The sequence below is a fragment of the Rhizobacter sp. P3_B12 genome (genome assembly GCF_056402895.1).
This window is the reverse complement of record NZ_JBFUGN010000056.1, coordinates 1-14797: the sequence shown is the minus strand read 5'-3', so window position 1 is coordinate 14797 and position 14797 is coordinate 1. Positions and strand designations below refer to the sequence as shown.

The following is a 14797-nucleotide window of genomic DNA, read 5'->3' as shown; positions in this document are numbered from 1 at the left end:
CCGGCCCGGCGACAACCTGATGATCCATGCCGCGATGGCGATCGCGCAGCCGGGGGACGTGATCGTGGTCGACGGCAAGGGCGATCTCGGCAGCGCGCTGATGGGCGAGATCATGTCGCAGCAGTGCGTGGCGCTCGGCATCGCGGCGGTCGTGATCGACGGCGCGGTGCGCGACAGCGAGGCCATCCGCGAACTGGGCTTCCCGATGTATGCGGCGGGCCTGAACCCGAATGGCCCGACCAAGTTCGTCCCGGGGCGGCTCAACCACCCGATCTCCGTCGGCGGCGTGACCGTGCATCCCGGTGACCTCGTGGTGGGCGACGCCGATGGCGTGACGGTGATCGAACGGGCCCGGGCCGTGGCGCTGCTGCCGCTGGCCGCCGAGAAGGTCGCCGCGGAGGCGCGGCGCATTGCCGACATCAAGAGTCGCAAGGCGCTGCGGCCCGCCTGGCTGGACGGCGCGCTCCGAGCGGCCGGCGTCATCCAGGACGGAGAAACGCTGTGAGCCGCAAGCCGGTGTTCGTCGTGACCGGTGCCGACCTGGCGCCGCAGGCGATGGCCTTGCTCGACGACTTCGAGGTCGTCTTCGCGGGCAGGACGCCGACCGAGCACGACGTGATCGCCCTGTGCCAGCGGCACGACCCGGTGGCGATCATCGTGCGCTACAGCCAGGTCGGCGCCGCCGCGATGGACGCTGCGCCGAGCCTGAAGGTGATCTCGAAGCATGGCAGCGGCACCGACACGATCGACCAGGCCGCCGCCCGGGCCCGCGGCATCCAGGTCGTCGCCGCTGTGGGGGCCAATGCCGCCGCCGTCGCCGAACAGGCGCTTGCGCTGTTGCTCGCCGCCGCCAAATCGGTGGTGCTGCTGAACGAGCGCATGCATGGCGGCCACTGGGACAAGGCGACGCACAAGAGCATCGAGCTCGAAGGCCGCACCATCGGCGTGATCGGCCTGGGGGCGATCGGCCGGCGCTTCGCTCGCGTGGCCGATGCCCTGGGCATGCGCGTCCTCGGATTCGACCCGTACGCGAACGACCTGCCGGCGCATGTCGCGCGCGCCGACCTGGCGACGATCTGGCGCGAGGCCGATGCGATCTCGCTGCACTGCCCGCTGACGGCCGACAACGCACGGCTGCTGAACGCGCAGACCCTGGCCGCCTGCAAGCGGGGCGTGCTGATCGTCAACACCGCGCGCGGTGGCCTGATCGACGAGGCGGCGCTGCTCGCCGCGGTGCGCTCGGGCCAGGTGGCCGCGGCCGGGCTCGACAGCTTTGCGACCGAGCCGATGCCCTCGCCGCACCCGTTCCACGGCGAGGCGCGCATCACGCTCAGCCCGCACATCGGCGGCGTCACCGCGGATGCCTACGTCAAGATGGGCGTGGCCGCGGCGGAGAACGCGCTGAACGTCCTGCGATCTTGAAGGTCATGCCAGCGTCTCGGCCGCCGAGAAGCCCTGCTCCATCAAGGCGAGGAACGCGGCGTTCGCCTTCTTCGCAGAGCCGCCGCGCTCCATCAGGCGTATCGCTTCCTCGCGCGCCATGCGCATCGTCAGCACGATCATCCCGGCCATGAGTCGCGTGACGCCGTCGGGCTTCGGCCCTGCCAGCTCGATCGCAAGGCCTTCGGCCGCTTCGTCCCCGAGCTCGCGCAGGCGCGCCTGAAGCGACGGGCTGGCGGCGAGGACCCGCCACCAGTTCAGTGCCTGCGCGTTGACGGAGCACAGCGGATGCTTCCGGCCGCTCAGCTCCTGGACGAGCGCGCGCAGCGCATCGATGGGAGATGTCCCGTCGGGCCTCTCGCGCAGCGCCTGACGGAACGACAGCAGCTTCAGGTCGTCCTCGCGATCGAGCATCAGCTCTTCCTTGCGGGAGAAGTAGTTGAAGACGGTCATCTTCGACACGTTCGCCGCAACCGCGATGTCGTCGATCGTCACCGCCTCGAAGCCCCGCTCGAAGAACAGCTCTGTCGCCACGTCGGAAATCCGCTGTCGGGTTTCCCGCTTCTTGCTCTCGCGTCTCTCGCCCATGGGCGTGAAGCTTAGCCGAAGCTCGCGTGGGAGATCCGCCGTTGGCTCAAATTTTGTACTCAGTAAAAAATGTGTTGCCAATAACTTTTATCGAGTACACAATTTTCACTCGTCATCGCTGGATGGCGCAGCACAGAGAAAGGAAGCGGCAGATGACCCGTGGCAATGACAAGAAGGTGCTCATCTCGGGAGCGAGCTTCGCGGGGCTCTCGTGCGCCCATTGGATGAGTCAGCTGGGCTACGACGTGACCGTCGTCGAGATCGGGCCGGGGCTGCGCACCGGCGGCACGGCCGTCGACATCCGCGGGAACACGGTCGACATCGTCAAGCGCATGGGGATCCTCGAACAGATTCGCGCCAATCGCCTGGGCCTGCGACGGTGGGAATTCAAGAACGCCGATGACCGGACCGAACGCGCACTCGTGTTGCGGGCGGAAGGCGATCCTCCCCGGGAAGATGAATTCGAGATCGAGCGGAACGTGCTGCTGAACATCCTGCTCGAGGCCGTGAGAGACCGATGCGAGATCGTCTTCGGGGACAACATCGCAGGGCTGGTGGAGACGACCGGCGGCGTCGACGTCACGTTCAGGAAGGGCGGCCGGGGCTCGTTCGGCCTCGTGCTCGGCTGCGATGGCATGCATTCGGGCGTGCGCAAGCTCTGGTTCGGCGAGGAAGCGCGGTACACGCACTTTCTCCAGCAGTACTTCTCGATCGCGATCGTCGACACCTTGCTGATCGAGCGCGATACCGCGCAGATCTTCAACGTGCCAGGCAAGGCCGTGATGCTCAATGCCTACAAGGACAAGACCGACATCATCCTGGGCTTTGTCTGCGAGCGCGAGATCGCGCATGACCGCCGCGACGAAGCGCAGCAGCGCAGGATCATGGCGGAGCAGTTCGCCGGGTTGGGCTGGAGGACTGCGGAGGTGTTGAGGGCCATGGCCGACTCGAACAACTTCTACTTCGACAAGCTGTGCCAGATCCGGATGCCCTCGTGGTCGCGGGGCAGGGTCGCGTTGGTGGGGGACGCGGCCTTCTGCGCGTCTCCCGCTGCCGGAATGGGCGGATCACTCGCCATCGACGGCGCGGCCGCGTTGGGAGAGGCGATGCGGGCAGCGGGTGGCGACCCTGCGCGGGCGTTCCGCCTCTATGACGAGCAGTTCCGTCCGTTCGTCGACGAAGTACAAGCCGAAGCGGTGCGGGTGGGACTCGAGACGCTGGTGCCTCGAACCGAAGAGGCGATCCGCGCACGAAACGCGAAGACGCAATTCGAGTTCTAGGCCGCCCGGCCTCTCGGTCCCCGCCTTTCAGTTCACAGCCGGCGCCGTGAGGCGCCAGTGTTCACCACTGCATTTCGCCCTTGGCCACCTTGGCGCCGATGTCGAGCGCGATGCCCAGGCCGGCTTGCGGGTAGGCCTTCTTCATGGCCTCGATCAGCTCCGCAGCGTTCTTGGCTTTCGCGGCTTCCGCATCGAAGCGCTGCAGGTACTCGCGGGTGTAGCGGACGCTGCTGGCGTCGAGCGGCGTGCCGGCGGCCATGTGGCCGGGCACGACGGTGACGGGCTTCAGCGCCTCGATCTCGTCGAGCTGGGCGAACCAGGCCTTGCGCTCGCCGGCCTTCTGGGTGTCGGCGGTCCACACGTGCAGGTTGCCGAAGATCGCGATGTTGCCGGCGACGGCCTTGATCGACGGAATCCACACGTAGGGGCGATGGGCCAGCTCACCGGTGGTGCCGCGAACCTCGATCGTCTCGCCATCGACGCTCAGCGTCGTGCCCTGCAGCAGTTCCGGCACGATCGGCTTCTGCGGCGCATTGGCGCCCATCTTGGGGCCCCAGAACGCCAGCTTGCCTGCCAGCTTGGCCTGGATCTTCTCGCGCACGGCCGGGGTGGTCAGCACCTGCGCCTGCGGGAAATACGCCTTGAGCACTTCGGCGCCGAAGTAGAAATCCGGGTCGGCGTTGCTGATGAAGATGGTGCGCAGCGACTTGCCGCTGTCGAGCACATTGGCCGCCACGCGCAGCGCATCGGCACGGGTGAAGCCGCTGTCGATGACGATGGCCTCGGTCTTGCCGCTGACCACCACGGCGTTGACGTTGAAGCTGTTGCCGTCGGCGTTGTAGACCTTCAGGGTCAGCGCAGGCTGGGCCTGCGCCACGGCGGCCGTGGGTGCGACGACGCCCAGCGCCAGGGCGGGCAGGAAAACGCGGACGAAGGTGCTGAACTGGAACATGGAGATCTCCGTGAGGGTGGGAACACTGTTTGCGACGAGATGGACTCTATTTGCATCGATGCAGTAGATAAATATTGCTACAGTTGAATTGTTGTTGCATAGATCGATGAAATGGACCGTCTGACGGCTGTGCGTGTGTTCGTCGAAGTGGCCGATCTCGGCAGCCTCACCCAGGCTGCCGAGCGCCTGGAGATGTCGGTCGCGATGGTCAGCCGCTACCTCGCGGCGCTCGAGGACTGGCTCGGCGCCCGCCTGCTGCACCGGACCACGCGGCGTGTCAGCCTCACCGATGCCGGGTCGGCGGCACTGCCCTCGTGCCGGCAGCTGCTCGGCATCGCGGACGAGGTCCATCACCTGGCCGGCGAGCGCAGCCGTGAGCCGGCGGGGCTGCTGCGCGTCACCACGGCGGGCTCCTTCGCCGAGGCCCAGCTCACCGGCGCGCTGGTGGATTTCCAGCGCCTGCACCCGCAGGTGGAGGTGATGCTGTCGGTGGGCGACAAGGTCACCGACCTGGTCGCGGAGCGCGTCGACCTCGCGGTGCGCATCACCAACACGCTGGACGCGACGATGATCGCGCGGCCGCTGGCGCAGTGCCGGTCGATGCTGTGCGCCTCACCCGGGTACCTGCAGCAGCACGGCGTGCCGCGCGTGGCCGAGGAGCTGCGGCGCCACCGCTGCGTGGCGCACGCCTTCGGCATCGGCAAGCACTACGGGTTCACGCGCGGCGGCGAGAAGCTCATGGTGTCGGTCGACTGGGCCTTCCACACCAACGAAACCGCGGTGCTCCGGCGTGCCGTTCTGTCCGGGGCCGGCATCGGCATGCTGCCGACCTACTACCTCGGCGATGACCTGCGCGCCGGCCGCCTGGTGCAGCTGCTGCCCGACCACGAGCCGGACGTGCTGGGCATCCACGCCCTCTATCTCTCGCGCCAGCATCAACCGCTGGCGCTGCGCATGCTGGTGGACTTCCTGGCGGAGCGCTTCGCGGGGGAGGAGGCGCCGTGGGATCTCGCCCTGAATGACAGAATCTGATGAAACTCCCTGGTGCGCACATGAAGATCCTGCGTTGGCTTCTCGTCCTGCCGTCGTGGCTTGCCGGGGTGGTCCTGAGCCTGGTGGTGGCCATGGCGCTGCGAGCCCTCTGCATCCAGCTGTGCCCGCCGGAGCTGCTGGTGTCCGGCATGTGCATGGCGACGTGGTACCGCGCTGCCGAATCGCTGTCGATCTGTGTCGGGGCGGCCGTGGGCGCCGCGACTGCCGTGCTCCTCCCCTCGCTCGCCGCGCCGCAGCATCGCGGTCGCGTGGCGCTCGCAGCGCTGGGTCTCGGGACGGCCTGCGCGACGTGGTGGCTGGCGGCCGGCGGCTTCTCGCTGCTGGCACCTTTTGCTTGCGCGCTGGCCAGTGGCGTCGTCACTGTCCTCGTGGTCCTGGGCCGGCCTGCCCGATATCGAGGTGAGTTGCGGTGACATCTTCGAGCACGGTGCCGATGCGATCGTCTGTCAGCCATTTCCAGCGCGCGTCGGACTCCGCACGGGCCTGTTCGAAGCTCCTGGCGTAGTCGAGCATCCCGTTGCCGAGCACCAGCCGAAGCGGTGGCTCCTCCACCTCCACCTCCGCAACCCGCATCACCACCGCAGCGATGCGCGAGGGGTCCGCGTAGCTGTCGCTGCCGAAGACGTTCGTGTCGAACTGGGCGGCGATGTCCTGCATCGCCATGTCTTCCACCGCTCCGATGTTGGCGAACCCGGCGTTGTTGATGACGGCGTCCAGCCGTCCGAACCGCCGAACGCCGCTGTCGACGGCCGCTTTCGCGCTCGCGAAGTCCGTGACGTCGAGCGCCACCGGAAGGATCTGCTCGCGGTCTTTGCCATGAAGGGCTCCTTGTCGGGAGCTTGTCGACGGGTTGAACGAGCCTCCACGATAGGTGGCAAATACAGGACTGAATACAATCAACAATCCAGTCTTCGTTTGCCAGAGTCCTGCCATGGTCGATCCACTGTCGGAAGTGATCTCCTTGCTGCAACCGGGAACCGTGTTCTCGAAGGGCATCAGCGGCGCGGGGCGCTGGGGGGTGCGCTACTCGGCATTCGGCCAGCCGAGCTTCTGCGCGGTGCTCGAGGGATCCTGCCGGCTGGCGGTCGACGGCCAGGAGCCCATCACGCTGCAGGCGGGAGACTTCGTCCTGCTGCCTGCCACGCCGGGACTGACCCTCTCCGGCTTCCAGCCGGTCAGGCCGAAGAAGGTCGACCCTCGCATCGAGGCTTCGGAGGCCTCGGGAGAGGTACGGCATGGCACGCAAGACGGCCCGCCCGATGTCCGGCTGTTGGGCGGCTACTTCGTCTTCGGCTCGCCGGACGCTGCGCTGCTGGTCTCGCTGTTGCCCCAGCAGATTCACATTCGCGGCGAGCCGCGACTGGAGAGGCTCGTCCAGTGGGTGAAGGAAGAGGCCCGCGACGAGCGCGCCGGACGCGAGCTGGTGCTGGCACGCCTCGTCGAGGTGCTGCTGATCGAGGCGCTTCGCTCCACGACCGGGGCGTCGGCTTCAGCCGGGTTGCTTCGCGGCCTGGCGGACACGCGCCTGGCGCGGTCGCTGCGGCAGATGCACGAGAGACCCTCCCACGCCTGGACCGTCGAGCAGTTGGCCCGGGAAGCCGCGCTCTCGCGTTCGGCCTACTTCGAGCGATTCACGCGTGCCGTCGGCATGCCGCCGATGGAGTACCTGCTCTCCTGGCGCATGGCCCTGGCGAAGAAGCTGCTTCGCAGCAGGGATCGCGGGCTCGGCGAGGTTGCCGAGTTGGTGGGCTACAGCTCGGCCAGCACCTTCAGCACGGCGTTCMGCCACCATGTGGGCCAGCCACCGGGCAGGTTTGCGCAGGGTCGCTGAGCCGCCAAGGCCTGCCCCATCAGCCGGGAGACCTCGCGTAAGAGATGCTACCAAGCCCCACCGAAGGCAGGACGCTGGCGGATCTTCAAGACAATCCGGACGCCTCCCCTCCATTGGCAAGCGCCGTGCACTCCATGAACAGAAATGAAGAGAGATTCCGCAAGCTGCTGGCCTTGACGGCCTTGTGCGCCAGCACCGCCCTCGTGGCGGGCTGCGGTGGCAGCTCGGACGGCGATGGCAACGCGAATACGCCGCAGCAAGGTGGCCCGGCTCCGGCTCCGATGGTGTCCGCGCAATTCACCGCGAGCAACGCCGAGATCCCCAACCCCGAGCGCGGCTTCTACCGCTGGGCCTGGTCGGACCTGAACCAGTTCAGCAAGGACGACGGCGCCGATGCGTACACGAACGGCTTCCGCGTTCTCTACGCGATGGTCCGGCTCGACGCCTACAAGAGCACCGCTCTGCCCGCCAGCCTGCTCGACGGCTTGCGCACCGGCTTCGCCAACGCGCGGCAATCGGGCGTGAAGATCATCCCCCGCTTCGTCTACAACTACCCGGACGGCGAAACCGAGTACCGCAACGCAACCGACGCATCGCTCAGCCAGGTGCTCGCCCACATCGCCCAGCTCAAGCCGGTGCTGCAGGAGAACACCGATGTCATCGCCTACCTGCAGGCGGGCTTCATCGGGGCGTGGGGCGAGTGGCACACCTCGTCGAACGGCCTGACCAGCGCCGGCAACCGCACGAGCATCCGCGATGCCTTGCTCGGCGCCCTGCCCCCGGAGCAGTTCGTCCAGTTCCGCTACCCGCCCTACGTGATGGAGTGGTTCGCCACGCCACCGGCGGAATCGACCGCCTTCAACGGATCGGCCGCCTCGCGCTCGGGCGTGCACAACGACTGCTTCCTGGCCAGCGCCACCGACGTCGGCACCTACAGCGACAACGCCACCACGAGGCAGCAGCAGCGCAACTACACCATGGCGCTCGCGAAGGTCACGCCCTTCGGCGGTGAAACCTGCAACCCGGCGGACGACGCCGGCGCGCAGCCCCGGACCAGCTGCGCGGACATCCTGGCGGAAGGCCGGCAGTTCTCGCTGACCTACCTGAACAACGACTACTACACCGAAGCCTTCCACACCCGCTGGAAACAGGACGGGTGCYACGACGAGGTCAAGCGCCTGATGGGCTACCGGCTGGAGTTCGTCTCGGCCGAACATGCCGCGACGGCCACCACCGGTGCTGCGTTGTCGGTGCGATTCACGGTGCGCAATGTCGGTTGGGCCCGACCGTTCAAGGCGCGCCCGGTGCTCCTGCTGCTGAAGCATCGAACCAGCGGCACGGTGGTGAAGCTGTCGACCTCCGTCGATCCCCGCAGCTGGACCGCGGGCAACAGCTTCACGCACGATGTGTCGGTGACCGTTCCCGCGGGCACGCAGGTGGGAGAGCACGACGTCTACATCGCGCTGCCCGATGGCACGGGGCCGCTCGGCAGCGATGCCCGCTTCGCCGTGCGACCGGCCAATGYAGACAATGCCGCCAGCCGGCAGGGGTGGGATGCGTCGCTGGGCGCCTTCCGCTTCGGCACCACCGTCACGGTCAAGTAGGCGGGCGGCCGCGCTGCGGCCGGCGCGTCACGCAGCCGCCACGGGCGACGCGGGCGGCTRCGCCCGCAGCGCCTCGCGCAAGGCCAGCGCGCCCTTGCCGACGAAGAAGAGCACCAGCACGTGGAAGCCGAACGGCATCCAGTCGGCCATGAACAGGTACAACAACGCATCGAGCGCGTACACCGCACCGCCCACGTAGAAGGCCCGCATGCTGCCGCGTTGCGCCATCAGGCCCATCGCGAAGAAGAAGGCCAGCACCAGCGCATCGAGCGCCAGGCTGACGACCGGCAGCCCGGAGAACAGCGCATCRATGACGCTGGTGATGCCCAGGCCGACGACGAAGTGGGTGTCGCTGCCCGAGTGCTGCATGCCGACGTTCACCGCCGACAGGCCGGCGATCCACCAGAACCAGCGCGCGCCGGACTGGACGAGCGGCATCGATTCGGCCAGTGCGCGCGGCGTCGGCGCAACGGCAGGGATGGCGACAGCGGCGCTGTCGGTGACAACGGCAGGCGCCGCGGTGGGTTCGGTCATGGGGTCCTCCTCGTGGGCGGCCTCGTCGGGCCGCAATCCCCCAACGATAACAGTGCCCGAAAGGGGTCTAGATCTGCACGCGCGTGCCCAGCTCGACGACGCAGTTGTGCGGCAGCTTGAAGAAGTCTGCAACGCTGCCGGCGTTGCGCGACATCGCCGCGAACAGCGCCTCACGCCAGTGCGCCATGCCCGCCCCCTTGGTCGGGACGACGATCTCGCGGCTCAGAAAGTAGGAAGTGGCACCCGGCTCGATCGACAGGCCGTGCAGTGAACAGTGGGCCAGGGCGCGCGGGATGTCCGGCTGGTCCATGAACCCGTAGCTCACCTGCACTCGCCAGAAGCCTTCGACCAGCGGCGTCAGCTCGATGCGCTCGGCATCGCCGATGCGTGGCACCTCTTCGAACTTCACCGTCAGGATCACGTTCTGTTCATGCAGCACCTGGTAGTGCTTCAGGTTGTGCATCAGCGCCTGTGGCACGGTGTCGGGGTTGGCCACCGCATAGACCGCGGTGCGCGGCGTGCGATGCGCCATGTCGTCCTGCGCCAGCGAGGTGATGAAAGGCATCAGCTCCGGGTCGTCGCGGCGGATGTGCTCGATCAACAGCTCGCGACCTCGCTTCCACGTCGCCATCACGGCGAAGATCGCCGCCCCCATCACCAGCGGGAACCAGCCGCCTTGCAGGATCTTCAGCGAACACGAGATCACCAGCACTGCGTCGACCACCAGGAAGGCAGACGTCGCGGCAACGGCGACCGCCAGCGAATACCGCCAGACGTAGCGAACGACGAAGAAGGTCAGCAGCGTCGTGATGAACATCGTCACCGTGACGGCGATGCCATAGGCGGACGCCAGCGCCGACGAGCTGCCGAAACCCGCGGTGGCGAGAAGAACGGCCACCATCACGACCCAGTTCACCGTGGGGACGTAGACCTGCCCCGCTTCCTTCTCCGAGGTGTTCAGCACGCGCATGCGCGGCAGCAGCCCGAGCTGGATCGCCTGCTTGGTCATCGAGTACGCACCCGAGATCACCGCTTGCGATGCGATCACCGAGGCCGCAGTGGCCAGCAGCACCGCCGGGATCAGCCAGGCCTGCGGGAACAGCCGGTAGAACGGGCTCTCCAGCGCCGACGGATCGCGCATCAGCAAGGCCCCCTGCCCCATGTAGTTGAGCGCGAGCGACGGCAGCACCAACCCCGTCCACGCGATGCGTATCGGGCGTGCCCCGAAATGCCCCATGTCGGCGTACAGCGCCTCGGCACCGGTCAACGCCAGGACGATCGAGCCCATCACGAGGAACAGATGCCAGCCACGCGCATGCAGGAACGCCACGGCCTCCAACGGGTTCAGTGCCGCCAGGATGCCCGGCTGCTGCACGATCTGCAGCACACCCACGAGTGCGAGCACGAAGAACCACACGCTGATGATCGGACCGAAAAGCTTGCCGACCGCCTCGGTACCGAAGCGCTGAGCGGTGAACAGCGCAACGATGATGGTGATCGAGATGGGCAGGACGTAGGGCTTCAGGGTGGGCGTGATCGCCTCCAGCCCCTCGACCGCGCCCAGCACCGAGATGGCTGGCGTGATCACGCTGTCGCCGTAGAACAGCGCGGCGCCCAGCACGCCGGTCAACAACAGCAAGGTGCGACGGGTCGGCGTCCCGCCGGCCGCCAGCGCGGTCAGCGCCATGATGCCGCCCTCGCCTCGGTTGTCGGCACGCAGGATCAGGATCACGTACTTCAGCGTGACCACCACCATCAGCGCCCAGAAGATCACCGACACCGCACCGATGATGTCGGGCGCGTCGAGCGGGACGCCGTTGGCGGGGTGGAACACCTCCTTCATCGTGTACAGCGGGCTGGTGCCGATGTCGCCGTAGACGACACCCAATGCCCCGAGCGTCAACAGGCCGAGGCCCTGGCGGTTTTCGTTGTCGTTCATTCTTGTACCGAGGCGATGTCAATCGCGCGTTTATAGAGGATCCATCCCGGCCGGAACCGGCGGAGGCGTTCCCGACGGCAGCGTGAACGTGAACGTCGCGCCGTGAGGCCGGGTCGGCTCGACCTGGATGTGGCCGCGATGCGCTYCGACGATCGCGCGGCAGATCGCGAGGCCCAGACCCACGCCAGGCGTTGCGGACTCCACCCGGCCCCGGGTGAACTTCTCGAAGATCATGTCTTCCTGCCCCGCCGGCACGCCCGGCCCCTGGTCGCGCACGCTGATGCGCAGTTCGTCGCCATGCGCCTTCGCCAGGATCTCCACCGGCGTGTCACGCGGCGTGTACTTGYCGRCGTTCTCCAGCAGGTTGACSAGCACGCGCTCGATCAGGACGGCGTCGCACTCGACCAGCGATACGTCGGGATCGATGTGGATAGCGAGCGCTCTCGACCCGAGCGTCCCGTGGGCCGCCTTGACCGAACCGCCGATSAKCTCCTCGACCGAYTGCCAYTCGATGCGCAGCCGGATCTCGCCGCTCTGGATGCGCGCCATGTCGAGCAGGTTGGTCACCATGTCGGCGAGGCGGCGCGACTTGTCGCCAAGCCCGGCGGCGAGCTCGCGCTGGCGCGGCGACAGCGGCGGCTGGCTCGCGGCCAGCAGCTCGGCGGTGGCGACCAGCGCGGCCAGCGGCGTGCGCAGGTCATGCGACAGCGCGGACAGCAGCGAGTTGCGCAGCCGCTCGGACTCCATCTGCACCGTCGCCCCCTGCGCCACCTCGATGTAGTGGACACGCTCCAGCGCCATCGCCGTCAACACCGCGAAGGTTTCCAGTTGCTGCCGCTGTTCGGGGATCAGCAGGAAGCGAGGCTCGGTCGGCTGGATCGCCAGCACGCCACGCGAGCGCATCGGCGCCTTCAGCGGCAGGTAGAGCCAGGCGCTGCCCGCCAGCGTGTCGGTGCCCAGGCCGGAAGCCTGGTGGTGATCCAGGGCCCATTGCGCCGTGCCGAAATCCAACCCGGCGCCGTCGGCGGGAGGTTGCAGCCGATCGCCCATGTCCAGCACATAGAGGGCCACCTGGGCCCGGAACTCGCGCGCGATCACCGCCTGTGCGACCTCGACGACGTGCTGCTGCGTCAGCGTGTTCGAGAGGTCGCGCGCCGCCTCGAACAGAGAGCGCGAACGTGCCTCGCGATGGGTCGCGACCCGCGCCTGGAAGCGCAGGCCGGCCGTGAGCTGCCCGGTGACCAGGCCGACGATCAGCATGACGGCGAAGGTCAACAGGTACTGCACGTCGGAGACGGCGAACGACAGGCGCGGCGCCACGAAGAAGTAGTCGAAGGCAGCGACGTTGAAGAACGCCGCCAGCACCGCCGGCCCCCTGCCCAGCCACACGGCCACGCACACGACCGACAGCAGGAACACCATCACGATGTTGGCCAGCGCGAAGTACGGCACCAGCAGGTGGGTGAACGCCGTGGTGCCGGCACAGGCCGCGAGTGCGAGCCCGTAGCGGCGCAGGTGCGCGACCGTGGCGGTGGCCGGCTCGGTGCCGAGGCCCCTCTCTGTCGCCACAGGCGACCGCGAGCGTCGCAACTGGCCGACTTCGAGGCGGTCGATGTCCGGCGCGATGCGCGAGATCGCCTGGCCCAGCGTGCGCCGTGGCCACCACGGCGCCCAGCGTCCGTCGGCGCCGCAGCCGAGCACCAGTTTCGACAGGTTGTTCGCCCGGGCGTGCGCGACCAGGGCGGACGCCACGTCCTGGGCCGGCAGCACGGCCGTGCTCGCCCCCAGTTCCTGCGCCAGCTTGACGGTCTGCAGGATGGCTTCGCGCCGGTGGCCGGGGAGCCGCTGCAGCGTGGGCGTCTCGACATACACCGCATGCCAGGTGACGGCCAGTTGCTGCGCCAGTCGCGCGGTGCTGCGCACCACGTGCTCGGCGCCCGGCTGCGGGCCGATGCAGCACAGCAGCGCGCCCTCGGTCTTCCAGACCTGCGCGATCGCGCGGTCGCTGCGGTAGGCCTGCACGTCGTCCTCGACGCGATCGGCGGTGCGGCGAAGCGCCAGCTCGCGCAACGCCATCAGGTTGCCCTTGCGGAAGAAGTTCTTCGCCGCGCGCTCGGCCTGCGCCGGCAGGTAGACCTTGCCGGCGTGCAGGCGCKCGATCARCTCGTCGGCCGGCGTGTCGACCATCACGATCTCGTCGGCCCGGTCGAAGAAGGTGTCGGGCAGCGTTTCCTGCACCACGATGCCGGTGATGCCGCCGACCACGTCGTTCAGGCTCTCCAGGTGCTGCACGTTCAGCGTGCTGTAGACGTCGATGCCGGCGGCCAGCAGCTCCTCGACGTCCTGCCAGCGCTTCGGATGGCGCGAGCCGGCCACGTTCGAATGCGCCAGCTCGTCGACCAGCACCAGCGCCGGCCGGCGCGCCAGCGCGCCGTCGAGGTCGAACTCCGCGAGCTGCCGGCCGCGGTGCTCGACCGTCTTCGCGGGCAGCACCGGCAGGCCGTCGAGCAGCGCCGCGGTCTCGCTGCGGCCGTGTGTCTCGACGATGCCGGCCAGCACGTCGACGCCGTCGGAGCGCATCTTGCGCGCGGCCGCCAGCATCGCGCAGGTCTTGCCGACGCCGGCCGACGAGCCGAAGTAGATGCGCAGCCGGCCGCGCGTGGCGCGCTGGGCCTCGTCGCGCAGCTGCGCAAGCAGGGCGTCGGGATCGGGACGCGAGGTGTCGCTCATGGTGAGGCGGCATTGTCACAGCCATTTGTGCCACGATGTTTGCCGCAACCCACCGGAGCGCGTCATGACCGACACCACCCTGCGGCCCGACCTGAAGGCGGGCGTCCCGCTCGAGCGCATCGCCGACGGCGCGATGCTCGCCGGGCAGATCGATGGCGAAGACGCGCTGCTGCTGCGCCGGGGCGATGCGGTCTACGCGATCGGCGGGCAATGCACCCACTACCACGCGGCGCTGGCCGACGGCCTGCTCGACGGCCATGTGCTGCACTGCCCGATGCACCACGCGCAGTTCGACATCCGCAGCGGCGCGGCCCTGTGCGCGCCGGCGCTCGACGACCTGCCCTGCTGGCGCGTCGAGCAGCGCGACGGCCAGCTGTTCGCCCGCGAGCGCATCGTCGCCGCGCCACGTTCGCGYCGCGAGGTGACACAGGGCACGCTCGACGACGTGGTCATCGTCGGCGGCGGAGCGGCCGGGCTGGCCGCAGCCGACACGCTGCGCCGCGAAGGCTACGAGGGGCGCCTGGCGATCCTCAGTGCCGACACCGATCCCCCCTGCGACCGGCCGAACCTGTCGAAGGACTTCCTGGCCGGCACGGCCGAGGCCGACTGGATGCCGCTGCGGCCCGGCGACTGGTACGCCGAACGCCGCATCGAGCTGCTGCTGGACACGCGCGTCGACGCGATCGATGTCGCCGCGCGCCGGCTGCGGCTCGCCGGTGGCACAACGCGGCCGTTCGGCGCGCTGCTGCTGGCCACCGGTGCCGAGCCGGTGCAGCTCGACGTGCCCGGCGCGGCGCCCGGCCAGGTGCGCAGCCTGCGCAGCTTCGCCGACAGCCGGGCGATCGC

At 68.5% G+C, this 14797-nt stretch carries 14 protein-coding genes; 8 read left to right on the top strand and 6 right to left on the bottom strand.

Annotation, left to right across the window (positions count from 1 at the left end; all coding sequences use genetic code 11):
* Both AC1D01_RS05570 and AC1D01_RS05565 read left to right on the top strand, forming a co-directional pair.
* On the top strand, nucleotides 1-505 hold a 505-nt coding region (locus tag AC1D01_RS05570), incomplete at its 5' end, for an RraA family protein (protein WP_477865080.1).
* Nucleotides 502-1422, top strand: coding sequence for an NAD(P)-dependent oxidoreductase (locus AC1D01_RS05565; protein WP_477865079.1), 921 nt, complete (start codon nucleotides 502-504; stop codon nucleotides 1420-1422). The genes AC1D01_RS05570 and AC1D01_RS05565, both read left to right, overlap by 4 nt.
* Nucleotides 1423-1425: 3 nt before the next feature.
* Here the strand turns inward: AC1D01_RS05565 and AC1D01_RS05560 are convergent, their stop codons facing one another.
* Entirely contained in the window at nucleotides 1426-2028 is a 603-nt protein-coding gene (locus AC1D01_RS05560; protein WP_477865078.1) for a TetR/AcrR family transcriptional regulator, read from the bottom strand.
* A 152-nt stretch (nucleotides 2029-2180) separates the two neighbouring features.
* Between AC1D01_RS05560 and AC1D01_RS05555 the strand changes: the two genes are divergently transcribed.
* Nucleotides 2181-3308, top strand: a complete 1128-nt coding sequence (locus tag AC1D01_RS05555; protein ID WP_477865077.1) for an FAD-dependent monooxygenase — start codon at nucleotides 2181-2183, stop codon at nucleotides 3306-3308.
* 61 nt (nucleotides 3309-3369) lie between these two features.
* On the opposite strand, the gene AC1D01_RS05550 is transcribed toward AC1D01_RS05555, so the two are convergent.
* The gene (locus tag AC1D01_RS05550) at nucleotides 3370-4260 is read right to left on the bottom strand and encodes an MBL fold metallo-hydrolase (protein ID WP_477865076.1); all 891 of its coding nucleotides are present in this window, start codon (nucleotides 4258-4260) and stop codon (nucleotides 3370-3372) included.
* 111 nt (nucleotides 4261-4371) lie between these two features.
* On the opposite strand from AC1D01_RS05550, the gene AC1D01_RS05545 reads away from it, so the two are divergent.
* Nucleotides 4372-5292, top strand: a complete 921-nt coding sequence (locus AC1D01_RS05545; protein ID WP_477865075.1) for a LysR family transcriptional regulator — start codon at nucleotides 4372-4374, stop codon at nucleotides 5290-5292.
* 20 nt (nucleotides 5293-5312) lie between these two features.
* Nucleotides 5313-5726, top strand: coding sequence for a hypothetical protein (locus AC1D01_RS05540; protein WP_477865074.1), 414 nt, complete (start codon nucleotides 5313-5315; stop codon nucleotides 5724-5726).
* Here AC1D01_RS05540 and AC1D01_RS05535 read toward each other — a convergent pair.
* Nucleotides 5671-6246: an SDR family NAD(P)-dependent oxidoreductase gene (locus AC1D01_RS05535; RefSeq protein WP_477865073.1), complete on the bottom strand. Its 576-nt coding sequence runs from the start codon at nucleotides 6244-6246 to the stop codon at nucleotides 5671-5673. The two genes, AC1D01_RS05540 and AC1D01_RS05535, sit on opposite strands and share 56 nt — an antisense overlap.
* Between AC1D01_RS05535 and AC1D01_RS05530 the strand changes: the two genes are divergently transcribed.
* Together AC1D01_RS05530 and AC1D01_RS05525 are read left to right on the top strand one after the other, a co-directional pair.
* Nucleotides 6245-7144 carry an AraC family transcriptional regulator gene (locus tag AC1D01_RS05530; RefSeq protein ID WP_477865072.1) on the top strand — a complete coding sequence of 300 codons (900 nt, stop codon included), beginning with the start codon at nucleotides 6245-6247 and terminating at the stop codon, nucleotides 7142-7144. The two genes, AC1D01_RS05535 and AC1D01_RS05530, sit on opposite strands and share 2 nt — an antisense overlap.
* 134 nt (nucleotides 7145-7278) lie before the next feature.
* On the top strand, nucleotides 7279-8748 hold the full coding sequence (locus tag AC1D01_RS05525; protein WP_477865071.1) for a DUF4832 domain-containing protein: 1470 nt from the start codon (nucleotides 7279-7281) through the stop codon (nucleotides 8746-8748).
* A 27-nt stretch (nucleotides 8749-8775) separates the two neighbouring features.
* Here AC1D01_RS05525 and AC1D01_RS05520 read toward each other — a convergent pair whose 3' ends face one another.
* From AC1D01_RS05520 to AC1D01_RS05510, 3 genes are all read right to left on the bottom strand, one after another.
* Nucleotides 8776-9282 carry a hypothetical protein gene (locus AC1D01_RS05520; RefSeq protein WP_477865070.1) on the bottom strand — a complete coding sequence of 169 codons (507 nt, stop codon included), beginning with the start codon at nucleotides 9280-9282 and terminating at the stop codon, nucleotides 8776-8778.
* Between the two features lie 67 nt (nucleotides 9283-9349).
* Nucleotides 9350-11221 (bottom strand): potassium transporter Kup, encoded by a 1872-nt coding sequence (locus AC1D01_RS05515; protein ID WP_477865069.1) that lies wholly within the window; start codon nucleotides 11219-11221, stop codon nucleotides 9350-9352.
* Nucleotides 11222-11251: 30 nt separating this feature from the next.
* The gene (locus tag AC1D01_RS05510) at nucleotides 11252-13951 is read right to left on the bottom strand and encodes a DUF4118 domain-containing protein (RefSeq protein WP_477865068.1); all 2700 of its coding nucleotides are present in this window, start codon (nucleotides 13949-13951) and stop codon (nucleotides 11252-11254) included.
* 64 nt (nucleotides 13952-14015) lie between these two features.
* Here AC1D01_RS05510 and AC1D01_RS05505 point away from each other — a divergent pair.
* On the top strand, nucleotides 14016-14797 hold a 782-nt coding region (locus tag AC1D01_RS05505; RefSeq protein ID WP_477865067.1), incomplete at its 3' end, for an FAD-dependent oxidoreductase.

Bases quoted from the DNA above. Each gene is read 5' to 3' on its own strand.
- AC1D01_RS05550 (WP_477865076.1), bottom strand. From the start codon at position 4,260: ATGTTCCAGTTCAGCACCTTCGTCCGCGTTTTCCTGCCCGCCCTGGCG.
- AC1D01_RS05555 (WP_477865077.1), top strand. From the start codon at position 2,181: ATGACCCGTGGCAATGACAAGAAGGTGCTCATCTCGGGAGCGAGCTTC.
- AC1D01_RS05545 (WP_477865075.1), top strand. From the start codon at position 4,372: ATGGACCGTCTGACGGCTGTGCGTGTGTTCGTCGAAGTGGCCGATCTC.
- AC1D01_RS05560 (WP_477865078.1), bottom strand. From the start codon at position 2,028: ATGGGCGAGAGACGCGAGAGCAAGAAGCGGGAAACCCGACAGCGGATT.
- AC1D01_RS05535 (WP_477865073.1), bottom strand. From the start codon at position 6,246: ATGGCAGGACTCTGGCAAACGAAGACTGGATTGTTGATTGTATTCAGT.
- AC1D01_RS05515 (WP_477865069.1), bottom strand. From the start codon at position 11,221: ATGAACGACAACGAAAACCGCCAGGGCCTCGGCCTGTTGACGCTCGGG.
- AC1D01_RS05540 (WP_477865074.1), top strand. From the start codon at position 5,313: ATGAAGATCCTGCGTTGGCTTCTCGTCCTGCCGTCGTGGCTTGCCGGG.